General features: G+C 68.3%; 20 protein-coding genes. 16 read left to right on the plus strand and 4 right to left on the minus strand.

Annotated elements, in window-relative coordinates:
* Positions 1–11 precede the first annotated feature (11 nt).
* Positions 12–935 carry a MurR/RpiR family transcriptional regulator gene (locus tag N5I32_RS01535; RefSeq protein ID WP_261493631.1) on the minus strand — a complete coding sequence of 308 codons (924 nt, stop codon included), beginning with the start codon at positions 933–935 and terminating at the stop codon, positions 12–14.
* Positions 936–1,042: 107 nt separating this feature from the next.
* On the opposite strand from N5I32_RS01535, the gene menC reads away from it, so the two are divergent.
* The 6 genes from menC to N5I32_RS01570 all read left to right on the plus strand — a co-directional run bounded on the left by menC (position 1,043) and on the right by N5I32_RS01570 (position 6,899).
* Positions 1,043–2,176, plus strand: coding sequence for an o-succinylbenzoate synthase (menC, locus tag N5I32_RS01540; RefSeq protein WP_261493632.1), 1,134 nt, complete (start codon positions 1,043–1,045; stop codon positions 2,174–2,176).
* Complete coding sequence (locus tag N5I32_RS01545) at positions 2,173–2,883, plus strand: GNAT family N-acetyltransferase (RefSeq protein WP_261493633.1); 711 nt, start codon at positions 2,173–2,175, stop codon at positions 2,881–2,883. The genes menC and N5I32_RS01545 overlap by 4 nt, the downstream gene beginning before the upstream one ends.
* A gap of 698 nt (positions 2,884–3,581) precedes the next feature.
* Positions 3,582–4,469 (plus strand): LysR family transcriptional regulator, encoded by an 888-nt coding sequence (locus tag N5I32_RS01555; RefSeq protein WP_261493634.1) that lies wholly within the window; start codon positions 3,582–3,584, stop codon positions 4,467–4,469.
* Positions 4,470–4,576: 107 nt separating this feature from the next.
* On the plus strand, positions 4,577–5,200 hold the full coding sequence (wrbA, locus tag N5I32_RS01560) for an NAD(P)H:quinone oxidoreductase (protein ID WP_261493635.1): 624 nt from the start codon (positions 4,577–4,579) through the stop codon (positions 5,198–5,200).
* Positions 5,200–5,838, plus strand: coding sequence for a DsbA family oxidoreductase (locus N5I32_RS01565; protein WP_261493636.1), 639 nt, complete (start codon positions 5,200–5,202; stop codon positions 5,836–5,838). The genes wrbA and N5I32_RS01565 overlap by 1 nt, the downstream gene beginning before the upstream one ends.
* A 182-nt stretch (positions 5,839–6,020) precedes the next feature.
* Complete coding sequence (locus N5I32_RS01570) at positions 6,021–6,899, plus strand: EamA family transporter (protein WP_261495893.1); 879 nt, start codon at positions 6,021–6,023, stop codon at positions 6,897–6,899.
* Between the two features lie 82 nt (positions 6,900–6,981).
* Here N5I32_RS01570 and N5I32_RS01575 read toward each other — a convergent pair whose 3' ends face one another.
* On the minus strand, positions 6,982–9,468 hold the full coding sequence (locus N5I32_RS01575; RefSeq protein WP_261493637.1) for a heavy metal translocating P-type ATPase: 2,487 nt from the start codon (positions 9,466–9,468) through the stop codon (positions 6,982–6,984).
* 234 nt (positions 9,469–9,702) lie between these two features.
* On the opposite strand from N5I32_RS01575, the gene N5I32_RS01580 reads away from it, so the two are divergent.
* Complete coding sequence (locus N5I32_RS01580; protein ID WP_261493638.1) at positions 9,703–9,903, plus strand: heavy-metal-associated domain-containing protein; 201 nt, start codon at positions 9,703–9,705, stop codon at positions 9,901–9,903.
* A gap of 89 nt (positions 9,904–9,992) precedes the next feature.
* Complete coding sequence (locus N5I32_RS01585; protein ID WP_261493639.1) at positions 9,993–10,268, plus strand: hypothetical protein; 276 nt, start codon at positions 9,993–9,995, stop codon at positions 10,266–10,268.
* Between the two features lie 241 nt (positions 10,269–10,509).
* On the opposite strand, the gene N5I32_RS01590 is transcribed toward N5I32_RS01585, so the two are convergent.
* Positions 10,510–11,313, minus strand: a complete 804-nt coding sequence (locus N5I32_RS01590) for a class I SAM-dependent methyltransferase (RefSeq protein ID WP_261493640.1) — start codon at positions 11,311–11,313, stop codon at positions 10,510–10,512.
* Between the two features lie 200 nt (positions 11,314–11,513).
* On the minus strand, positions 11,514–12,563 hold the full coding sequence (locus N5I32_RS01595; RefSeq protein WP_261493641.1) for a GlxA family transcriptional regulator: 1,050 nt from the start codon (positions 12,561–12,563) through the stop codon (positions 11,514–11,516).
* A gap of 144 nt (positions 12,564–12,707) precedes the next feature.
* On the opposite strand from N5I32_RS01595, the gene N5I32_RS01600 reads away from it, so the two are divergent.
* The 8 genes from N5I32_RS01600 (at position 12,708) to N5I32_RS01635 (ending at position 21,931) form a co-directional block, all read left to right on the plus strand.
* Entirely contained in the window at positions 12,708–13,601 is an 894-nt protein-coding gene (locus N5I32_RS01600; protein ID WP_261493642.1) for a beta-keto acid cleavage family enzyme, read from the plus strand.
* On the plus strand, positions 13,598–14,602 hold the full coding sequence (locus N5I32_RS01605) for an ABC transporter ATP-binding protein (protein ID WP_261493643.1): 1,005 nt from the start codon (positions 13,598–13,600) through the stop codon (positions 14,600–14,602). The genes N5I32_RS01600 and N5I32_RS01605 overlap by 4 nt, the downstream gene beginning before the upstream one ends.
* 78 nt (positions 14,603–14,680) lie before the next feature.
* The gene (locus N5I32_RS01610; protein ID WP_261493644.1) at positions 14,681–15,790 is read left to right on the plus strand and encodes an extracellular solute-binding protein; all 1,110 of its coding nucleotides are present in this window, start codon (positions 14,681–14,683) and stop codon (positions 15,788–15,790) included.
* A 97-nt stretch (positions 15,791–15,887) separates the two neighbouring features.
* The gene (locus N5I32_RS01615; RefSeq protein WP_261493645.1) at positions 15,888–16,739 is read left to right on the plus strand and encodes an ABC transporter permease; all 852 of its coding nucleotides are present in this window, start codon (positions 15,888–15,890) and stop codon (positions 16,737–16,739) included.
* On the plus strand, positions 16,736–17,539 hold the full coding sequence (locus N5I32_RS01620; RefSeq protein WP_261493646.1) for an ABC transporter permease: 804 nt from the start codon (positions 16,736–16,738) through the stop codon (positions 17,537–17,539). Before N5I32_RS01615 ends, N5I32_RS01620 begins: the two co-directional genes overlap by 4 nt.
* Positions 17,539–18,699: an acyl-CoA dehydrogenase family protein gene (locus N5I32_RS01625; protein ID WP_261493647.1), complete on the plus strand. Its 1,161-nt coding sequence runs from the start codon at positions 17,539–17,541 to the stop codon at positions 18,697–18,699. The genes N5I32_RS01620 and N5I32_RS01625 overlap by 1 nt, the downstream gene beginning before the upstream one ends.
* Positions 18,696–20,795, plus strand: coding sequence for an acetate--CoA ligase family protein (locus tag N5I32_RS01630; RefSeq protein ID WP_261493648.1), 2,100 nt, complete (start codon positions 18,696–18,698; stop codon positions 20,793–20,795). The genes N5I32_RS01625 and N5I32_RS01630 overlap by 4 nt, the downstream gene beginning before the upstream one ends.
* Positions 20,792–21,931, plus strand: coding sequence for a serine hydrolase domain-containing protein (locus N5I32_RS01635; protein WP_261493649.1), 1,140 nt, complete (start codon positions 20,792–20,794; stop codon positions 21,929–21,931). Before N5I32_RS01630 ends, N5I32_RS01635 begins: the two co-directional genes overlap by 4 nt.
* Positions 21,932–21,935: the final 4 nt, after the last annotated feature.

Here is a 21,935-nt window from a genome sequence, read left to right on the forward strand (position 1 = left end):
TGTTGGATGGGTCAGGGTTTGCCCGGGTTTCGCCCCGGGACGGTATGTCCGATGAAATCGTCGTAAAGTGCGGAGACGCGGGCCATGCGGCCCTCGACCTCGGCGCCCAGTTCGCGGAACACGCCATTGACCAGAAGCCCGATCAGCGAGGACATGGCCGACGTGGTGTCCCAGAAGTGGTTGAGGTCGGTCGGCACGGCGAAATGTTCGCTCACCAGCCCCGGCGCCCAGTCGCAGTAGGGGTCGGTGATCAGCGTGACGGGGATCCCCTCGTCCCGCGCGGCCACGGCGAGGTCGCGGGTCAGGCGCGAATAGCGGCGCCCGTCGATCAGGACCAGCGTCGTCTCCTCCGGGTCCGACAGCAGCACCTCGGCGAAATGCCCGCCCGGGACATCGGCCAGGTTCACGCCTGCGCGGAGGTATTGCAGGTTGTGGACCAGTTCCGCCGCATGGCCGCGTTCGGTCTGGAAGCCCGCCACCCAGACCGCCTGCCTCCGCGCCAGCCGCTGCACCGCCGCGCCAAAGGCGGGAGTGGCGGCCAGTTCGTAGACGTTGACAAGGGCCGCGATCTCGCGTTCCAGCGCACGGGCCAGTTCTTCGTTGCCCTGCTGGCTGCGCTGGTGAAAATCCTTCAGGCGGTCGCCGATCAGCCAGGCCTTTTCGCCAAGGTCCACCTGCAGCCTGGACTTCAGGTCCTTGAGGTGCCCGTAGCCGATCGACCGGCAGAACCGCCCGACCGAGGCCTCCGACACGCCCACCTTGGCGGCGATGGTGGCCGCCGTCTCGAACGGCAGGGACGACAGGTTGGAGGCAAGGTAATGCGCCAGCGCGCGTTCCGAAGGGGTGCCGTTCCTGGCCGCGAGGGACAGTCGCTGATGCAGGTTGTCACCGGGCGTCGGCGCCTTGTCTTCCGTCTCTGGCCGGTCCTGGTCCACAGCACGTCCCCCTTTGTCGGGGAAGCCTGTCAGAAAACTTTCATTCGGTCAACGATGCAAGTAAACTGCAACAGATCGCCCGCATCCCACCCGACCGGAGGACCCCGATGCCCATTTCCACGCCGACCCGTGCCCCCTTGCGTATCGACGGGGCCACATTGCGGCTGGTGCGCCTGCCGCTGGTCACGCCCTTCACCATCGCGACCGGCACGATGACCGAAAAGGTGTTTCCTCTGCTGACCTTGCGGGCCGACGGGCTTGAGGGCTACGCCGAGGGCGTGATGGACCCGCTGCCCGATTATCTGGAAGAAACCGTGGCCGGCGCGATGGACCTGATCGCACGGGTGCTGCTCCCGCAGGTGCTGGGCAGAAGCTTCGCGCACCCCGAGTCGCTGGCGCGCGCCTTTGCCCCCTGGCGGGCGAACTTCATGGCCCGGGCGACCGTCGAAATGGCCTTCTGGGATCTCTGGGCGAAATCGCTGGGCCTGCCCCTGCAGACCGTGCTGGGTGGCGCGGGCGAGGCCATCGACGTCGGCGTGTCGCTGGGCATCGGCCCCGTCGCCGGCACGCTGGAGCGGGTGGCGACCCACCTTGAGCAGGGCTACAAGCGCATCAAGCTGAAGGTGAAGCCGGGCCATGACATCGCCCTTCTGGAGGCGGTGCGCCATGCCTTCCCGGATGCGCACCTGACCGTGGACGCCAACTGCTGCTACACGCTGGCCGACAGCGACCTGATCCGCGGGATGGACGATTTCGCGCTGGACTACATCGAACAGCCGCTGGCCTGGGACGACATCCACGATCACGCGACCCTGCAACGGCGGATTCGGACGCCGCTTTGCCTCGATGAATGCATCCGCACGGTGGACCACGCCCGCAAGGCGCTGCAAACCGACGCGGCGCGCGTGATCAACATCAAGGTCGGCCGGGTGGGCGGCCATGCCGCCGCCCGCCAGATCCACGACCTCTGCCAGTCCTTCCAGGTGCCGGTCTGGTGCGGAGGCATGCTGGAATCCGGCATCGGCCGGGCGCACAACATCCACCTCTCCACGCTGCCGGGCTTTACCAAGCCGGGCGACACCTCCTCGGCCAGCCGGTATTTCACCCGCGACATCATCGAGCAGAAGCTTGAGACGGAGGGCGGCCGGATGCCTGTGCCGAAGGGACCGGGCATTGGCGTGACGCTGGATCTCGACTATCTGGGGACGGCAACGCTTTCGGTGCAGGACTTCGCCGCATGACCGACCTGACCTTCCGCGACCTCTCCGGCATGGCCGAGTTCCGCGCCGCGGAAAACCTGCAACGCGCGGTCTGGGGCGAGGGGGACCAGCCCGACCCCGCCGACCTGATGATGGTCATCCAGGCGGAAGGCGGCCTGGTCGGGGGGGCCTTCGCGGGGGACAGGATTCTGGGCTATGTCTTCGGCTTTCCCACGCGCGAGGGGCGGGTGCAGCATTCCCACCGGCTGGCCGTGCTGCCCGAGGCGCGGGGGCTGCAACTGGGGGTGCGGCTGAAGTTCTATCAGCGGCGCTGGTGCCTTGAGCGCGGCATCACCCATGTCCGCTGGACCTTCGACCCGCTTCGCCTGGTCAACGCGACGATGAACATCCATCGCCTTGGCGCCACCTCCGACACCTACCTGCCCGACTATTATGGCGAGATGGCGGGCATCAACAGCGGCCTCGCCTCCGACCGGCTTCTGGTCGACTGGGATCTGGCCGCGCCGGTGAGCCGCGCGCTGGCCGAGGGCCTGCCGCGCCCGGCCCAACCCTGCCGGCCCCTGAACGTGACCCTGCCCGAAGACCTGGAAACCCTGACCCGCGACGACCCGGAGCAGGCCCACGCCCTTCGCATCGACCTGCGCAAGGCGTTGCAGGCCGCCCTCGCCAACGGGCACCGGATCATGGATTTCGACCGAAACCGCCGCCAGTACCTGCTGACGCCCTGAACACGCGGGTGGGTGCCAGGGCCGCGCGGCGGCGGGCAGCAGGGTGTCGCGGCGGTACTTGAGGAACTCGACGCCCGTGCGGTTCTGGCGACCGACGGCCCGCGCGCCCAGCCGGCGCAGGGCGCCAAGGTTGCGACGAGAGGGCGGCAACAGGAACGTGACGAAGGGGATGCGCCCGTCGCATGCGCGGCAGGCTTCCTTCGCGGCGGCGAAGCGCAGCACTTCGACCTCTCCCCAACCACCGCCCAGCAAAGGCATGCGCGCGCGCAGGCGCGGGTCCGACATATGCGCGGCCAGTTCCGCCAGCGGCACCCCGGTCAGGCGCGCGAACCGGGCTGAGGGCGGCGTGACGGGGTTCTGGAACCCCCATCTCGGGCGGGGGCCGAGTGCGGTTCATCGCGCGCCGACGGCATGGTGCGGACGGGCACATCACGATTGGCCCTCCTGTTCCTCGAACCTCGCCGACCGCCTCATGCTCTGGCCGGCACCTGCCTTTCGGGCGAGGAGGTGGCGACCGGCACGGGCGCGTCGCGGTCCGCGGCCGGCGACCGTGTCTTCGGTCCCGCCGGCATGCATGCTGGTGCGCATGCGCCCCGCGACCTGTTCCCGCGCCGGTCCTGTTTCCCGGTCCCCCTTTGTTGTGTCGGGAAAGCCTTTGGTTCAGGATTGCGGAAACACCCGAGGGGATCCCGCCCGAGATGGACAAGCTATCCGTCATGCATGCCTTCCGCCGCATCGTCGAACGCGGCAGTTTCGCGCGTGCGGCGGAAGACCTTGGCGTCTCGCCCGCGCTTCTGAGCCGCGAGATCAAGCTGCTGGAGGAAGGTCTCGGGACAAGTCTCCTCACGCGCACGACACGATCCATGTCGCTGACCGATGCCGGCCGGCTTTACTACGACGAAGCGTCGGGCATCCTCGACGCCGTGAGCCAGGTCGAAACCCGCATCCGCGAGGGTTCCGGCGTCGTGCGGGGCCATCTGAAGGTGAACGCCTCCAGTTCCTTCGGGCAGACGATCATCGCGGCGATGCTGCCCTCGTTCCTGGGGGCTTATCCGGATCTTCGTCTCACTCTCTCGATGGACGACCGGGTGGTCGACATGGTCGAGGGCGGTTTCGACGTCTCGATCCGCATTCGGGCCGCCATGCCGGACTCGGCGCTCGTGGCGCGCAAGATCGGGACGATGCGGCAACGGATCTTCGCCGCACCCGCCTATCTTGCGCGGGCCGGCGTTCCGCAGACGCCGGAGGACATCGCAGGTCACAGGGTGATCGGTTTCCTCCTCGCGGATCACCTGACCTCGTGGGTGCTGAACGGCCCTTCCGGTTCGACCTCGGTTGACCTCGATCCACCGGTCCGCGTGGGCAACAGCCTTGTGCTGCGCGATCTGCTGATCGCGGGTCAGGGTATCGGAACGCTGCCGGACTTCGTCTCGAAGCAGCCCGAGGCGCGCAAGGAGCTGGTCCGCGTCCTGCCGGACTGGGAGCTTCCGGCGCCGGACATCTTCGCGGTGGCGACCTCGCGGCTGGGGATGGATGCGCGCGTGACGGCGTTTCTCGACCATCTCCGCGCGGCGCTGGACCCCTGACATCATTCAACCTGCGTAAAGAATGAAGTGAGCGCCGGCGGGTTATTCCGGCGCGACCGATCTCCCATCCTCCCGGGCACCGAAACCCGAAGCCTGATGAGGATCCCATGACCCGCGTCCTGATACTCTACTATTCCAGCTACGGCCACGTCCGTGCCCTTGCGCAGGCCGAGGCCGAGGGCGCCCGCAGCGTGCCCGGCACCCGGGTGGACCTGCGGCGCGTGCCCGAAACCGTCCCTGAAGATGTCCGGCAGAAGGCCGGTTTCGTCGCGGACGATACGCCCGTTGCGACCCCTGCCGATCTGGAAACCTACGATGCCATCATCTTCGGCACACCGACGCTCTTCGGCATGATGGCCGGGCAGATGAAGTCGTTCCTCGACCGGGCCGGCGGGCTCTGGGCGCGCAATGCGCTGGTCGGCAAGGTGGCCGCGGTCTTCACCTCCACCGGCTCGCAGCATGGCGGGCACGAGGCGACGCTGCTGTCCACCCAGATCCCGCTCCAGCATTTCGGGATGCTGATCGCGGGCATGCCTTACACCTTTTCGGGACAGAAGTCTGCCGGGGGCATCGTCGGCGGCGCCCCCTATGGCGCCGGCACCATCGCCGGTGCCGACGGGGCCCTTGTGCCCACCGAAACCGATCTGGCCGGCGCGCGCTTCCAGGGCGCCCATGTGGCCCGGATCGCCGCGCGGCTGGCCGTGGCCAGCCCGGCCGAGGAGGCTGCGTGATGGCCTCGCTCACCATCGACTTCTTTCACGACGTCGTCTGTTGCTGGTGCTTCAACATCTCGTCGCGCGTACGCAGCCTGGCCGACGAGTTCGATCTCGACCTGCGGCACCGGACCTTCGTCCTGCAGGCCAGCCGCGCCGAGATGGCCGCGCGCTGGGGCACGCCCCGGGACGCGCGCGAGACCATCCTTGGCCACTGGGCCGCGTGCCGCCGCGCCAGCGACCGGCCGGAACGTGTCGCCATCGACGCGATGCGCGCCGCGCCATTCGAGTATCCGCACGGGATGACGGCCGCGCGCGGGTGCAAGGCGGCGGAGCGGCTCGCGGGGCAGGCCGCGCACTGGGACATGTTCGACCGGCTCCAGCAGATGCATCTGGGCGAAGCGCGCAACGTCGCGGACGCGGAGGTCGTTCTGAGCGCCGCACGGGACCTGGGCCTCGACGCCACGGCCTTCGCGGAGGCGTTCGACGACCCTGTCACGGTCCGCGCCGTCGAGGCTGACCGCCAGCGCGCCCGCACGCTCCACGTCCGCTCGATCCCGGCCCTCATTGTCCGCGAGACGGGCACCCGCCTCGTCAACGGCCCGCGCGAGGACCTGGCCGCACAGCTGCGCGCCGACCTCCGTCTTGTCGCCTGAAGGGGACCTTCATGGCCGTCCTTCCCTTCCGCCGCAGCCACCGGAGGTGCCACCGCGGGTCCAGGGGCGTGCTCTGCGACCTGCCGTCCCACATCCTGCGCGACATCGGCCTCGATCCGTGGCCGGAACGTCCGCGCATCCCCTTTTCCGGCTCTGGTGAGCCTGTTCCGGAGACCGTGCCGATGTCTCGTACCACCGATATCCTGTTCACTTCGCTTGCCCCGGCGGTCTGGGGCAGCACCTATCTCGTCACGACCGAGGCACTGCCCGCGGGGCATCCCGTCACCCTCGCTGCACTTCGCGCGCTGCCCGCGGGGCTGCTGCTGCTCGCTCTCACGCGCTGCCTGCCGCCGCGCGCCTGGCTCGGACGGGCCTTCCTGCTCGGCAGCCTGAACTTCGCGTTGTTCTGGGTGCTGCTGTTCGTGGCGGCCTACAGGCTTCCTGGCGGGGTCGCGGCCACGCTGGGATCGCTGCAGGCGATGATGGTCATCCTGATGGCGCGCGGGTGGCTCGGGACTCCGATCCGGGCGGGGGCGGTCGCCGCGGCCGCCACGGGGGCGCTGGGCGTGGCGCTGCTGCTGATCGACCCCGACTCCGCGCTCGACCCCATGGGCATCGCGGCCGGCCTTGGCGGCGCGGCTTCCATGGCGGCGGGCACGGTTCTCAGCCGGAAATGGCAGCCGCCCGTCTCCTCTCTCAGCTTCACCGCCTGGCAACTGACCGCCGGCGGCCTGATCCTTCTGCCGCTCGCGCTTTTGCTCGAGCCTCCGCTGCCGCCTCTTTCGGCATCGAACCTCGCCGGTCTCGCCTGGCTCGGCCTCGTCGGGGCCGCCGCGACATATGCGATCTGGTTCCGTGGTGTCGCAAGGCTGGAACCCGGCGCGGTCTCCATGCTCGGCATGATGAGCCCCGTGACCGCGGTGATCCTGGGCTGGGTGTGGCTGGGTCAGTCCCTCTCGGCCGTGCAGGCGGTCGGCGCGGCCATCGTTCTGGGCGCTGTCTGGGCAGGGCAGCGCTGCAATCGCGGCCGGTCCGGCGCGGGGCAGGTCGGGGTGGCATAGACGATGACGGTGCCGGTCGTGAGAGGTCTCCTCGTGCTGGATCTTGGGGGCGCCCCCGGCCGGGCCGGGGGCGCGGGGGCCGTCAGTGCGCGGCGCGGGCGGTGTCGTGCATCGGCGCCCTGACGCGGCGGAGGCGGAGCGCGTTGCCGAGCACGAAGACCGAGGACAGCGCCATCGCGCCTGCCGCGAAGACGGGCGACAGAAGGATGCCCGAGACGGGCCAGAGGGCGCCGGCGGCGACCGGGATCAGCGCGGCATTGTAGGCGAAGGCCCAAAACAGGTTCTGGCGGATGTTGCGCATCGTCGCGCGGGAGAGCGCGATGGCGTTCGGCACGCCCTTCAGGCTGCCCGACATCAGCACCACGTCGGCGGCCTCGATGGCCACGTCGGTGCCGGTGCCGATGGCAAGGCCCACGTCGGCCTCGGCCAGCGCCGGGGCGTCGTTGATGCCGTCGCCGACGAAGGCCACGGGTCCGAGCGCCTTCAGCCGCCTGATCGCCGCGACCTTGCCGTCGGGCAGCACCTCGGCCACCACCTCGTCGATGCCGAGCCGGCGGGCGATGGCCTCGGCCGTGCGGCGGTTGTCGCCGGTGATCATCGCGACCTTCAGGCCAAGGCCGTGCAGCGCGCGGATCGCCTCGGGCGTCGTCTCCTTGATCGGGTCGGCCACCGCGATGATCGCGGCCGTGTGCCCGCCGATGGCGGCGTAGAGCGGCGACTTGCCTTCGTCCGCAAGCCGGGCCGCCGTGGCCGCGAAGGCGCTCACGTCATGGCCGAGCTTCGCCATGTAGCGGTCGGCGCCGATCTCGACACGGACCCCGCCAGCCTCGGCATTGACACCGAACCCCGTCACGCTCTCGAACAAGGCGAGCGGGGGCAGGGCCAGCCCCTCGGCCCCGGCCGCCTCGACGATGGCGCGCGCGATCGGATGTTCCGACTTCGCCTCGACGGCGGCGATCCGGGACAGCACCTCGGCGCGGTTGAACCCGTCCGACAGCACGAGGTCGGTGAGCGTCGGCTTGCCCATCGTCAGTGTGCCGGTCTTGTCGAGCGCGACCACGCGGGCCTCCTGCAGACCCTGCAGCGCATCGCCCTTGCGGAAGAGGACGCCCAGTTCCGCGCCGCGCCCCGTGCCGACCATGATCGAGGTCGGCGTGGCCAGCCCCATCGCACAGGGGCAGGCGATGATCAGGACGGCGACCGCGTTCACCAGGCCGAAGGTCAGCGCCGGGTCGGGTCCGAAGAAGAACCAGACGCCGAAGGTCAGCGCCGCGAGCGTCATCACCGCCGGCACGAACCACATCGTTATCCTGTCGACGAGACCCTGGATCGGCAGCTTTGCCCCCTGCGCCTCCTCGACCATGCGGATGATCTGGGCGAGCATCGTGTCGCCGCCCACAGCCGTGGCGCGGAAGGCGAAGGCGCCGGTCTGGTTGACCGTGCCGCCCGTCACCGTCGCGCCCGCGGACTTGGCGACCGGGATCGGCTCGCCGGTGATCATGCTCTCGTCGATCCAGCTTTCGCCCTCGACCACCTCGCCGTCGACCGGCACCCGTTCGCCCGGGCGCACCTCGACGATGTCGCCGGGGGCGACGTCGGCAACCTCGATCTCGCTGACGGTCGCACCGCGCCGCACGCGGGCGGTCCTGGCCTGCAGCCCGACAAGCCGCTTGATCGCCTCGGATGTCCGGCCCTTGGCCCGCGCCTCGAGGACGCGGCCCAGAAGGATCAGCGTGACGATGACGGCCGCGGCCTCGTAGTAGACGTTGACCGTGCCGGCGGGCAGCAGGCCCGGCGCGAAGGTCGCGACCAGCGAATAGGCATAGGCCGCCAGCGTGCCGACGGCGACCAGGCTGTTCATGTCCGGCGCGGCACGCAGCAGCGCGGGGATCCCCTTGCGGTAGAAGCGGAAGCCGGGGACGGCAAGGACAAGCGTCGTCAGCGCGAACTGGATCAGCCAGCTTGTCCCCATGCCGATGGTCGAGGCGATCAGGTGGTGCATTCCGGGGATGACATGGCTGCCCATCTCGAGCGCGAAGACCGGCAGGGTGAGGCCCGCGGCGATCGCCAGGTCACGCGACAGGACACGGCGCTCCTCCGCTTTCTGGGCCTCGGTCTCGGCATTGGCGGCGCCGCTGCGATCCACCGGGCGGGCCTCGTAGCCGACATCGGCCACCGCCGCGATCAGCGTGGCGGCATCGGCGCTGCCCTTCACCGTGGCGCGCTCGGTGGCGAGGTTGACGCTCGCCCCGGTGACGCCCGGCACGGCGCGCAGCGCGCGCTCGACGCGCCCCACGCAGGACGCACAGGTCATGCCCTCGATGGCGAGTTCGACCGTCGCGGCGCTGACGGTGTAGCCCGCGTCCTCGACCGCGCGGATCAGACCGGCGCGATCGGCGGCTCCGGCAAGGCGGACCTCGGCACGCTCGGATGCGAGGTTGACGCTGGCGTCGAGGACGCCGGCGACACCCCTCAGGGCCCGTTCGACGCGCCCCACGCAGGAGGCGCAGGTCATGCCCTCGATGGGGAGGGAGACGGTCTTCCGGCTGAAGCTGGCTGGCGCATTCATGGCTGATTCCCTTCGGATGAGCGGTGATGCGCACAGACATGGGATCTCCCATCATGGGAGGGTCAAGCGATGAAATCTCCCCTTGCGGGCTGGAGCGGGCGCCCATGCCGCCGCCCATGCCGCCGCCCGTGCCGCCGCCCGTGCAGCCCCGGAAAAAATCCGCGCCGTTCCCTTGACCCTCCCATGCTGGGAACGCCCAGATGTCCGATTGCCAAGCGAACACAGGAGGCAAACTTGCAATTCCACATCGAGAACATGACCTGCTCCGGCTGCGCCCGGAGCGTGACGAAGGCGATCCAGTCGGTCGACCGGGGCGCGGTGATCGACGCCGACCCCGAGAACCGCAAGGTCGAGGTCGAGACTTCGGCTGCACGCGCCGAGATCGAGGCGATCCTCGCCGTGGCGGGCTATCCCGCCGCGCGCGGCGCAGCCTGACAGGGGCAATCTCCCACCTTCACTGCCGCACTGCCGGCCTTGCCGGCCCGGATCGCTGGCGGAACCAGCGAATACAGAAAGGAAAGACCATGACGTCGCATCTCACCCTCTCCACCCTCGCGCTGCTGGTGGCAGCCCCTGCCTTCGCGGCCCCCAGCCAGCTTGAACGCGCGGCCAGTGTGGCGGAAGGCATCTACACGCCGGTTCAGGTCGGCGAAATCGCGGCGGCGGACGCGCCCGCGGAGGCGCTGCGCCTGCGCAAGTTCCACGCCGCCCATAACGCCGGTGGCGTCAACCGCCACGACTTCGCCGCGCCCGAATACGGCGCCGAAACCGCTCGCGAAGGCGGATCGGACCGCAACTGACCCGCCGCTCCAAGCGCAGACAAACCTGAACAGGGCGCCCGGACATCCGGGCGCCCCAATGCGTGCCCGGTCAGGTTCGCCCCCCGAGTTCGGACAACCGGCGGCACGGTTCCGGGCCCTGACCGGACCGTCCGCAAGCTCCGCGCCCTTCGCGCCGGGCCTGCCCTTCACGGCCGCCTCCCCATTCGGGGGATGACCGAGGACAAGACACCGCGAGGAGTCCCGAGTCCGGGTTCGGACCCTAGCCGGGCACTGCCGATTTCACGGCCCAGGCCCGCGCGGTGAGGCGAAGGGGTCCAACCGCACCCAGCGTCTCGGACAGCCTCGATTTCAAGGCTTCGCGCCGATCCTCCGGCAAGCTCATGCAGTATCCCGGCGCCGGGCCGGCGCCCAGCGTGAAGGGATGCCAGAACGCCTCGAAGCCGGGAAACTCGGTCGTGATCTCGATCGGCGCAATCGCGGGCGCGTCGATTCCGGCCTGCGCACAAAGACCGGCGAGCCCCTCCGCCGTGCAGAAGGGAAACCGTGTCCCCTCGTCCAGATCGGCCGCCGTCGGATCGAGTGATGCCGCCGCCTTCCAGAACGCATCGATGAACCCGATCCCGCCACCGGGATAGTCCCAGACGTAGAATGACAGCAGGCCGCCCGGACGCAGGACACGCTGCATTTCCTTCAGGGCCGCCGGGCGATCCGGCACGAAATTGAGCACCAGGGCAGAGGTGACGATATCCACGCTGCTGTCCTCTGCCGGCAGGTGCCGGGCATCGGCAGAGCGGAAGCTGGCCCTCGGGTCGCCGATCGTTCCGCGTGCATGGGCGATGAAGTCCTCGGATGCGTCTGTGGCCAGGATCGAGTTCGGCGCGCATTCCCGCAGGATGGCCGAAGTCAGCGCCCCGGTTCCGCATCCGACTTCAAGCCAGTCGGCCCCCTCGGGCGCGTCCAGCCAGTCAAGAAACCCGGAGGCGACAATGCGGCTCCAGCGGCCCATGTACTGTTCGTAGTTCTGGCCCGCGCTCCAGGCGTCGTGGTCTGCCTGTGAGGACATGGCGCGCTCCCCTGTGATGGCAGATCCCTGAAGGGATGGGACATGATAGCACGGAGCGGACGCCCTGTCTGCCTTGCGCCGCCCGCATGGCGCCCCTTCGGCCGACCGGGACGGGATATCCCCGAGAGGATCGGGTTGCGGGCCGCTTGCGCCATGCTCCATCGCGCCCCCGGCAGCGCAGGCAACGCCGCCCGTTCGTCTTACCCGCTCGTCTTCCTGAGGATCTGCATCGGCTTGGCACTGCCCCGGTTCTCCAGCGCTTCCAGGAACTTCGACAAGGTTCCGGGCCAGCTCGGGGTCGCATCCTGCTCCGGCCAGGCCTGACGGTAGTCCGAGGGCCTGCGGCCAAAGCACTTGCCGAAGGAAAAGGCAAAGTGGGACAGCGTGTTGAACCCCGAGGCCGTGGCGATCTCGCGCACCGACAGATCGGTCGCGATCAAGAGGACCCGCGCGTGTTGCAGCCGCAGGAGCAGGCCGAACTGCACCACCGTGCAGCCGATGCTCGCCTTGAACTGCCGTTCCAGCTGCCGCTGCGACACCCCGAGATGTTCGGCAATCGCGGGTACGGCCATGGGTTCCGCGATGTTCTTTTCGATCAGATGGATCGCCTCGCGCACCATCGGGGCAAGGGTTTCCATGCCGCGCCCCATGGTGCGCCGCTGCGGCGCCGTGCCGGGCCGGATCGGGTGATAGAGCATCTGGTCCGCGATCTCGCCGGCCAGCCGTTCCCCGTGCGCATCACCCACGAGTCGAAGCATCAGGTCGACACCGGCAAGGCCGCCCGAACAGGTCATCATCTGGCCATCCATCGTGAACAGCTGCTCCGTGACCGTTATTTCGTCAAACTGCTCGCCGAAGCCGGACATCCATGACCAGTGCGTCGTCGCGCGCTTGCCCGCCAGAAGCCCGGCCCGCGCCACGAGATAGCAGCCGAGCTCGACCGAACAGATGCGCTGGCCGCCCCGCGCCTGACGCCGGATCCAGGCCAGGGTCTGCGGGTTCCGATAGGTCTCGGCGTTCCAGGAGCCCAGCACGAAGATCGTCTCGTTCCGGTGCACATGTTCGTCCGGCTTCTGCGCACGCACGGTGAACCCGTTCGATGCGGTGATCTCTTCTCCGTCGAAGGACAGCACCTCCCATCGATAGAGCGGCGACGGAGACAGGTAATTGGCGATCCGCATCACCTCGATCATCGTCATCATCGTGGTCATGTTGAAACGCGGCACGACCAGAAAGGCGACCCGCGTCACGGGCGCCGCGGGCTGACCGGGGGCAGGGGGCGGGGCTGGCCGGGAAGTGCGTATTTTCGACATGGAGGCAGCATATCAGTCGAAAAACTGACAGGAAATAGCCTTCCGCGCCACAAGATGAAGAAAAACAGGGAGGAGAGGCGCATGAATTTCGAGGTGGTCCTGACCTGTGCTGTCACCGGGGCCGGGGCGACGACCAACATCAGCCCGCATGTTCCGGTGACGCCCGAGGCAATCGCGCGCGAGGCGATCGAGGCTGCGAAGGCGGGCGCCTCCTGTGCCCATATCCATGTCCGCGACCCCGAAACCGGGAAGGGGTCGCGCGACCCGGGACTGTTCCGCGAGGTCGTGGACCGGGTGCGCGACAGCGGCACCGATGTCGTCATCAACCTGACCGCCGGGATGGGCGGCGACTGGGTGCCTTCGAAGGAGGATTGGGCCATGCCCGGCCCCGGCACCGACATGATCGGCCCCGACGAACGGCTGGCGCATGTGAAGGACTGTCTGCCGGAGATCTGTTCGCTCGACTGCGGGACGCTGAACTTCGGCAACGACGACACGATCTACATCTCGACGCCGCCGATCCTGCGCCGCATGGCCGCGCTGACGAAGGAATGGGGCGTCAAGCCCGAGCTTGAGGTCTTCGACCTTGGCCACATCCGTTTCGCCAGGGCGATGGTGGACGAGGGGCTGATCGCCGCGCCGCCGATGTTCCAGCTGTGCCTTGGCATCCCCTGGGGCGCCGACCAGACGGTCGAGACGATGGCCGCGATGAAGGCGCAACTGCCGGCCGGTGCAAGCTGGGCCAGCTTCGGCATCAGCCGGATGCAGATGCCGATGGTCGCCGCCGCCGTGTCGCTGGGCGGCAATGTCCGTGTCGGGCTCGAGGACAACATCTATCTCTCGAAAGGCGTGCTCGCCACCAATGCCCAGCTTGTCGAACGCGCCCGCACGATCATCGAGGCGATGGGCGCGCGCGTCCTGACCCCGCAGGAGGCGCGCAACAAGCTGAAGCTGCGCGGCGCGAACGCAGCATGAGCGAGGTCGCCGCCTTGCCGGGGCTGAGGTTGCGGGCGCTGACCAAGCGCTTCGGAACCTTCACGGCTGCCGAGGACATCGATCTCGACATCCGGCGTGGCGAGTTCCTGACCCTGCTCGGGCCGTCGGGCTCGGGCAAGACCACGCTTCTGATGATGATCGCGGGGTTTCTCGACATCACCTCGGGCGACATCCTGCTTGACGGCGCATCCATCGCCGGCATGCCGCCCGAGAAACGCAATTTCGGGATGGTGTTCCAGGGCTACGCGCTGTTCCCGCACATGACGGTGCGCCAGAACATCGCCTACCCCCTCGACGTGCGTCGGCGCCCCCGGGCCGAGATCGACCGGCGCGTCGACGAGATGCTGGAGCTGGTGCAGCTTCGGGACTTCGGCCACCGCCTGCCACGGCAGTTGTCGGGCGGCCAGCAGCAACGCGTCGCGCTGGCCCGTGCACTGTGCTTCGCGCCGCCGGTGCTGCTTCTCGACGAGCCGCTGGGGGCGCTCGACAAGAAGCTGCGCATCGAGGTGCAGGACCAGCTCAAGGACATTCACCGCCGGGTCGGCACCACCTTCATCTACGTGACCCATGATCAGGAAGAGGCGCTGTCGATGTCCGACCGCATCGTGATCATGCAGAACGGCCGCATCGAGCAGGTGGGCACGCCGCAGGAGCTGTACCAGAGGCCGCGCACCGCGTTCGCGGCCAGCTTTCTGGGCAAGTCGAACTTCCTGACCAGGGACGGCACGCTCCATGCGCTCCGACCCGAAAAGATCGAGATCGCGCCGAAAGGGCAGGGCCAGGGGCCGAACATGGTCAGCGGGACCATCCGGGCCATCACCTACTTCGGTTCGATCCTGAAGTACGACGTTGCGGTGCCGGGCATGGACGAGATCGAGGTCGACGTCGACGCCTGGCGCGGCGGCGCGGCCATGGCCGAGGGCGCCGAGGTGGACCTCAGCTGGTCCGACACGGCGGCGGTGCCGCTGGAAAGGGACTGACGACCCGTAGCGGGGAGGGCGGAACAGACCCCGCGAACGACCGGGCGGCAAGCCCGATCAACATGGAGGAGACCTGGAATGCACGACAAGCAATTCATGCGTGAAGCCGCACAGGAGGGTGCAAAGGCGTTCAAGGAAGGCCGGATGGACCGGCGCACCTTCCTCGTGCTCTGCGGCATGGCCGGCATCGCCACGCAGGCCGTGATCGCCGGTGACGCGGAAGCGGCGGCGAACGAGATCGTGATGTGGAACTGGGGCGGCCAGTCCGAGGAATGCCACGGCAAGGCCATCGGCGATCCCTTCACCGCTGAAACCGGGATGCCGCTGAAGTTCGACACGTCGGGTCCGCTTCAGGGCAAGATCAAGGAAATGGTCGACAGCGGCAACGTCACGGCGGACGTCTGCGACGCCGACCTTTTCGACGCCGTGGCGCTTGGCCCCTCGGGGCATCTCGAACCGATCGACTACGACATCGTCTCGAAGGACCGGACGCTGCCGCAATACGCGCTGGAGCACGGCGTTTCGATCATTCTCTACGGCTATGCCTTCGTCTACGATACCGAAGCCTACGGGGACAATCCGCCGAAAAACTGGGCCGACTTCTTCGACACCGCGAAGTTTCCCGGCAAGCGGTCGCTCTACAAATGGGCGAACGGGGCGCTTGAAGGCGCGCTTCTGGCCGACGGCGTGGCCAAGGATGCGCTCTACCCCCTCGACATGGACCGGGCGCTCGCCAAGATCAAGTCGATCAAGGACGACAGCCTCTACTGGGGCTCGGGCTCCGAGGCGCATTCGATGGTGGTCAACGGCGAGGTGTCCATGGGCATGATCTGGCAGAACCGCGGCCGCAACATCGAGATGGACACCGACGGCCGCTACAAGCTGGTGATGAACGAGGCGCTTGCCATGCCGGGCGCCTATATCGTGCCGAAGGGCAACCCCGCCGGGCGAGAGGCGGTGATGAAGTTCATCGCCACCGCGCAGTCCGTTCCCTCGCAGCTCACGCTTCTCGGTTGCCTCGGCATGACGCCGTCGAACCCCGAAGCCTTCGCCCAGATCCCCGAGGATCAGCAACCCTATGCCATCACCTCGGCGATGAACATCGACGGGATCGTCTACAACGATCCGACCTGGTGGGGCGAGAACGGCGGCGACGCCGTCAACGCCTTCCTCGAGGCGATCTCCTGATCCTCGATCCCGGCGGCGCCGCTCCCGCGCCGCCGGGTCTGTCACCTGGCAGGGCCTTCGGGCCCCGCCCCTTTTCCACGCGAAGGAATCGCCCCGGATGAACGGCTCGCCCCTCACACGCTTCGGTACCGGCTGGCTTCTGGTCCTGCCGTTCCTTGCGCTGGTGGTGGCGCTTTTCCTCGGCCCCATCGCCAACATCCTGTGGCTGAGCGTGACCGACCCCGAGCCGGGCCTTGGCAACTACGCCGCGCTCGTCACCTCGGACAACCTCGCCGGCATTCTCTGGACGACCATCCGCATCTGCGTAATCACCACCGCCTTCTCGGTGGTCCTCGGCTATTCCATCGCCTACGCCATGGTCCATGTCGCACAGGGCAGCCGCAACCGGATGCTCGGCCTTCTCCTCGTCTCGTTCTGGATCTCGGTCCTGGTGCGCACGTTCAGCTGGCTCATGCTTCTCGGCCGCAAGGGGCTGGTCAACGAGACGCTTCTGGGTATCGGCCTCATCGCCCAGCCCATCGAATTCATGCGCAACGAGCTTGGCGTGCTGATCGGCATGGTGCATTACATGATCCCCTACGCCGTCCTGCCGCTTCTGGCCTCGATGCAGAACATCGACACGCGGGTGCTGGCGGCATCGCGCAGCCTGGGCGCGACCGGCACCCAGACATTCTGGCGCATCTACCTGCCGCTGACGAAACCCGGCCTCGTGGCGGCGGCGCTTCTGGTCTTCATCCTGTCGCTCGGCTTTTACGTGACGCCTGCGATCCTGGGCGGCGGCAAGGTGCTTATGGTCGCCGAATACATCTCGGTCCAGATTCTCGTGACGCTCCGCTGGGGCACGGCGGCGATGCTGGCGGCGCTGATGCTCTTCGGGGTTCTTGCCCTTCTCTTCGTCATGTCGCGCTTCATGAAGCTTTCGACCGTCTTCGGGGGGGCCAAGGCATGAAACCGGGCCTGCCGGCCATCCTGAACCGTTACGGGGCGTGGCTCATCCTGCTTTTCCTGGTCGCGCCGGCGCTGGTCGCCATTCCGGTTTCGCTGACACCCAAGGGCTTTCTTTCGATGCCGAAGGGCGACTATTCCGCCAGGCATTTCGAAAAGCTCTTCACCTCCGAAGAGTGGATGTCGAGCTTCTGGCAAAGCACCGTGATCGGCCTTTCCGTCGCGGTGCTGGCAACCGCGCTCGGCACGTTCTGCGCCATCGGTCTGTGGCGGGTGGCGTCGAGATGGGGCGAGGTGGTGCGCGCCTTCCTGCTTCTTCCGCTGGTCGTGCCGCCGATCATTTCTGCAATGGCCTTCTACCGGCTGATGGTGCCCCTGGGCCTGATCGACACCTATGCCGGGCTGATCCTCGCCCACACGGTCCTGGCCGCGCCGCTGGTCCTGATCACGGTATCGGCCTCGCTCGCCGGGTTCGATCCGCGGCTTGAGCAGGCTTCGCGCAATCTGGGCGCCTCGAACTGGACGACGATGCGGCGGGTGATCCTGCCGTCGATCCGGCCGGGCGTCCTCGCAGGGGCGATCTTTGCCTTCATCGCGTCCTGGGACGAGATCGTCGTGACGCTGTTCCTGTCCAAGTTCAGCGTCTACACGCTGCCCCGTCGCATGTGGAACGGCATCCGCGAGAACACCGACCCCACGGTCGCGGCCGCCGCCGTGGTGCTGATCGCCGTCACCCTGATCTTCTTCCTCATCCAGGCGCTGAACGCGCGCCGCAGCCGCAATTCCGCTTCCGGAGAGACCTGATGACCGTAGTTCACTCGCACGAGGACGAGCTTCTGCGCGCCTCTGTCCGTGCCTTCTTCGAGCGTGAGGTGATCCCGCACGAAGACCTGGTCGACCGCCTGGGCGAAGTGCCTGAGGAGATCGGGCGCGAGATCGAGGCGAAGTCGAAGGAACTTGGCCTCTTCGCCGCCAACCTGCCGGAACGGGTCGGCGGGGGGGGGCTCAACTATACCCAGATGTCGATCATAGAGCGGGAATTCGGGCGCACCAGCCACGCGCTGCATTCCTGGGTCGCCCGGCCGACGGAACTGCTTCTGGCCTGCGAGGGCGATCAGGTCGGCACCTACCTCATGCCCTGCGTCACGGGCGAAAAGCGCGAGTTGTTCGGGCTGACCGAGCCGGGCGCGGGATCGGATGCGATGGGGATGCAGACCCGCGCGCGCAAGGACGGCGACGACTGGATCCTGGACGGGATGAAGCATTTCATCTCGGCCCCGACGATGGCCGATTTCGCCATCGTCTTCGCCGTCACCGGCATGGACGAAACCAAGCGCGGGCCGCGCAAACGCATCACCGCCTTCCTCGTCGATCGCGACAGGCCCGGCGTGACCTTCCGTGAGGGCACCAAGTGCGTCTCGAACCGTGGCTACAAGACTTATGAGCTGATCTTCGACCGCGTGCGCCTCGGCCCCGGCCAGGTGTTGGGCGAAGAGGGCAGGGGCTTTGAACTGGCGGGCAAGTGGCTGGGCATGGGGCGGGTCTGGATCGGCGCGACCTGCTGCGGCAAGGCGGAACGGCTGATCGAGATGGCGACCGACTGGTGCGCCACCCGCAAGCAGTTCGGCCAGCCGATCGGCCAGTTCCAGGCCACGGGCTTCCGTCTGGCCGACATGGCGATCGGGCTTCGCACCGGCGATCTGCTGGTCGCCGACACGGTGCGCCGCGCGGACCAGGGGATCATGACCGACAGCGACGCCGCAATGGTCAAGGTCTATTGCTCCGAGATGCTGAACCGGGTCGCCGACGACACCGTGCAGATCTACGGCGGCATGGGGTTGATGGAGGAATTGCCCGTCCAGCGGATGTGGCGCGACGCGCGGATCGAACGCATCTGGGATGGAACCTCCGAGATCCAGCGCCACATCATCACCCGCGCGATCCTGAGGCCGCTCGGAGCATGACGCCCGCCCGCCGTGCCAACCTGACCCGGCTCCTGTCGCCGCGCCACATCGCCTTCGTCGGCGGGCGTGACGCCGAGGTCGCGATCGGAGAGGCCGAACGGCGCGGCTTTCGCGGCGCTATCTGGGCGGTCAATCCCCGGCGCGACGCGCTTGGCGGCCATCCCTGCTTCCGCAGCCTCGCCGACCTGCCGGAGGCACCGGACGCGGTCTTTCTGGCCGTGCCCGCACCCGCTGCGGTGGAGGCCGTGGCCGAACTTGCCCGGATGGGCGCGGGCGGCATCGTCTGCTACACCGCCGGCTTCCGCGAGGCCGGCGCGACGGGGGCAGAGCTGGAACGCCGCCTGATCGAGGCGACCGGCGACATGGCCCTGATCGGGCCCAACTGCTACGGCATGATCAACTACCTCGACGGCGCGGCGCTCTGGCCCTTTGCCCATGGCGGCACCTGCCCCGGCTGGGGCGCGGCGATCATCACCCAGTCGGGGATGCTTTCTTCCGACATCACCATGGCCCAGCGGTCGCTGCCGCTGACGCACATGATTTCGGGCGGCAATCAATCGGTCCTGACGATCGAGGATTTCATCGACCACCTTGCCGACCATCCCGCCGTCCGCGCCATCGGCGTTCACATCGAAGGCCTGCGCGACGTGCGCAGCTTCGAGGCCGCCTGCCTGAAGGCGCTGGACCGGGGGGTGCCGGTGGTCGCGCTCAAGACCGGGTCATCGCGGATCGGCGCACGCCTGACCGTCAGCCACACCGGCTCGCTTTCAGGCGCCGACGATCTGCACAACGCGCTGTTCGACCGTTCCGGGGTGATCCGGGTCAAGAACCCGTCGGAACTTCTTGAAACGTTGAAGTTTATCTGCGTCTCTGGTGCGCCCGCCGGCCCCCGGGTCGCCGGCTTCACCTGTTCGGGCGGCGGGGCGACCATGCTGGCCGACCACGCCGAGATCATCGGGCTCGACTTTCCCGCCTTCGACGCACCCGCGCAGGCCGAACTGGCCGGGATGCTGCCCCCTATCGCGACCGTGTCGAACCCGCTCGACTACACCACGCCGATCTGGGGCCAGCCCGGGATCACCGGCCCGGTCTTCGAACGCGCCATCGCCCTTGCGAAGGCCGATGCGGCGGTTCTGGTGCAGGATTACCCGGCGGCCGGGCTGGATGAGTCGAAGGTCTATTACCTGAACGACGCCTTCGCCTTTTGCGCGGCCGCCCGGCGCCACGGCATCCCGGCCGCGATCTGCGCGACGCTGCCGGAAAACCTGGACGCCGAGACGCGCGACATGCTGATCGCGCGCGCCGTCGCCCCGATGCAGGGCATTGACGAGACGCTGAACGCGATCGCGGCTGCTGCCAGGTGGTCGGCGATGCGTGCCCGGCTCTCTGCTGACCGGCCGCAGCCGCTCTTGCCGGCTGTCCCCCGAAACGATGTCCGGATGATCGAGGAGGCGGAAGGCAAGCAGTGGCTCAGCGCGCTTGGCCTCGCGGTGCCCGAGGGGCGCGTCGTGGCGGGCGAGGCGGCCCCCATCGCTGCTGCCGAGGTCGGATTTCCGGTCGTGCTGAAGATGATGGGGCCACGGCTGGCCCACAAGTCAGAGGCCGGCGCGGTAGCCGTCGGGTTGGTCGACGCCGCAGGTGTTGCCCGGGCCGTCGCCGACATGCGCGCAGCCGTCGCCGCCCGCGACCCTGCCGCGCTGACCGACCGCTTCCTCGTCGAGGAAATGGCGGAAAGGCCCGTCGCCGAACTGATCCTTTCGGTGCGTTCCGATCCGCAGTTCGGGCTGGCTCTGACGCTGGGATCGGGGGGCGTTCTGGCCGAACTGATCGGCGACAGCGCGACACTGCTCCTGCCCGCGACCGCGTTTGAGGTCGAGTCCGCGCTGCGCGGTCTGAAGGTGGCGCATCTTCTAGGCGGCTACCGGGGCGCGAAAGCGGTCGACATCGCAGGCCTCGCCGCCCGGATCGCCGGTTTCGCCGAAGCCGTCGCGGCGCGTGCCGACGTGCTGGCGGAGGTGGAGATCAATCCCTTGTTCGTCTACGATAAGGGCGGTGTCGCCGTCGACGTGCTGATCCATGAATGGGCCGCGACATGACGGGGTTGCCCAGCATTCCCAACCCGGACCTCACGGTTGGCAAGGACAACAAGCAGGGCTGGAACCAGCCCGACCGGCGCCGCGAGGGGTTTCACAACGGCCATGCCCGCTGGCGGCGCATGCTGATGATCCGCGCGCGCCGCATTCTCTCCCTTCGCGACACCCCCGATCCCCGCCTGTCGGCCGCGGTCGAGGCAACCGGCCTGACCCGCAATCCCGCCTTTTCTGCGCTGGTCGTGGCCGAGGGCGACCGTGTCCTGCACTCTTCCCATGCCGGTGACTTCGGTCCGGACCGGCCGCATTCGATCCAGTCGGTCACCAAGCTGCACGCCCATCTCATCCTTGGTGAACTTGTCGCTTCCGGTCGGATCGACCCCGACCTGCCGGTGGTCCGCTACCTGCCCTGGATCGGTTCCGGCTATGCGGCGGCGTCCGTGCAGGATGTTCTCGACATGAACGTGGAGAACGACTTCACCGAGGATTACGACGACCCGCAGTCAGGATGCTACGCCGAGGAGGAGGCGCTGGGATGGCGGCTTCCGCCGGACGGCCGGGCCGAGATCACCTTGCGGGATTTCGTCGCCGGCCTGACCGGCGGCGACCTCGTGAACCGGACGGGGCACGCGCTTTACAAGTCGGCCAATACCGATGTCCTCACCCTCATCGCGGCGGCGGTCGGCGATCAGCCTCCGCTGGCACGGTTGCAGGCCATCGCGGACGCGGCGGGATACGAGGGCGGGTTTCACATCTCGCTCAGCCCCGACCTTCTGCCGGCCCTGTCGGGCGGCGCCTGCCTGTCGGCCCGCGATCTGGCCCGTTTCGGCCTGCTGCTGGCCCGCCGCGGCGGTGCGGTCAGCGGCGCCGATGTCGGCGACCGGATGTTTCTGGAGCGATCGCTGCACCGGCCGGCGCCGATCCTCGGCGCGACGCGCGGCTGGGTCCGCTACTCGAACCAGTTGATGACCGATGGCAAATGGGTCGGCCACGCCGGCTACGGCGGCCAGTTCCTGATGGCGGACATGGAGACCGGGCGCGTCGCCGCCTTCCTCAGCGTCCTCGAGAACGACTCGGGCTACGATGACGCCTACATGGCCCATGTCATCCGAAGCCTTGAGGGTGTTCTCTCGACGCGCTGAGGTG

It is taken from the genome of Albidovulum sediminis, assembly GCF_025380365.1.
In the GTDB taxonomy this organism is placed as follows: domain Bacteria; phylum Pseudomonadota; class Alphaproteobacteria; order Rhodobacterales; family Rhodobacteraceae; genus Albidovulum; species Albidovulum sediminis.

Coding starts and splice junctions, on each gene's coding strand:
- N5I32_RS01620 (WP_261493646.1), top strand. CDS start 16,736: ATGAAACCGGGCCTGCCGGCCATCCTGAACCGTTACGGGGCGTGGCTC.
- menC (WP_261493632.1), top strand. CDS start 1,043: ATGCCCATTTCCACGCCGACCCGTGCCCCCTTGCGTATCGACGGGGCC.
- N5I32_RS01625 (WP_261493647.1), top strand. CDS start 17,539: ATGACCGTAGTTCACTCGCACGAGGACGAGCTTCTGCGCGCCTCTGTC.
- N5I32_RS01590 (WP_261493640.1), bottom strand. CDS start 11,313: ATGTCCTCACAGGCAGACCACGACGCCTGGAGCGCGGGCCAGAACTAC.
- N5I32_RS01545 (WP_261493633.1), top strand. CDS start 2,173: ATGACCGACCTGACCTTCCGCGACCTCTCCGGCATGGCCGAGTTCCGC.
- N5I32_RS01610 (WP_261493644.1), top strand. CDS start 14,681: ATGCACGACAAGCAATTCATGCGTGAAGCCGCACAGGAGGGTGCAAAG.
- N5I32_RS01555 (WP_261493634.1), top strand. CDS start 3,582: ATGGACAAGCTATCCGTCATGCATGCCTTCCGCCGCATCGTCGAACGC.
- N5I32_RS01585 (WP_261493639.1), top strand. CDS start 9,993: ATGACGTCGCATCTCACCCTCTCCACCCTCGCGCTGCTGGTGGCAGCC.
- N5I32_RS01630 (WP_261493648.1), top strand. CDS start 18,696: ATGACGCCCGCCCGCCGTGCCAACCTGACCCGGCTCCTGTCGCCGCGC.
- N5I32_RS01600 (WP_261493642.1), top strand. CDS start 12,708: ATGAATTTCGAGGTGGTCCTGACCTGTGCTGTCACCGGGGCCGGGGCG.
- wrbA (WP_261493635.1), top strand. CDS start 4,577: ATGACCCGCGTCCTGATACTCTACTATTCCAGCTACGGCCACGTCCGT.
- N5I32_RS01570 (WP_261495893.1), top strand. CDS start 6,021: ATGTCTCGTACCACCGATATCCTGTTCACTTCGCTTGCCCCGGCGGTC.
- N5I32_RS01615 (WP_261493645.1), top strand. CDS start 15,888: ATGAACGGCTCGCCCCTCACACGCTTCGGTACCGGCTGGCTTCTGGTC.
- N5I32_RS01575 (WP_261493637.1), bottom strand. CDS start 9,468: ATGAATGCGCCAGCCAGCTTCAGCCGGAAGACCGTCTCCCTCCCCATC.
- N5I32_RS01605 (WP_261493643.1), top strand. CDS start 13,598: ATGAGCGAGGTCGCCGCCTTGCCGGGGCTGAGGTTGCGGGCGCTGACC.
- N5I32_RS01565 (WP_261493636.1), top strand. CDS start 5,200: ATGGCCTCGCTCACCATCGACTTCTTTCACGACGTCGTCTGTTGCTGG.
- N5I32_RS01635 (WP_261493649.1), top strand. CDS start 20,792: ATGACGGGGTTGCCCAGCATTCCCAACCCGGACCTCACGGTTGGCAAG.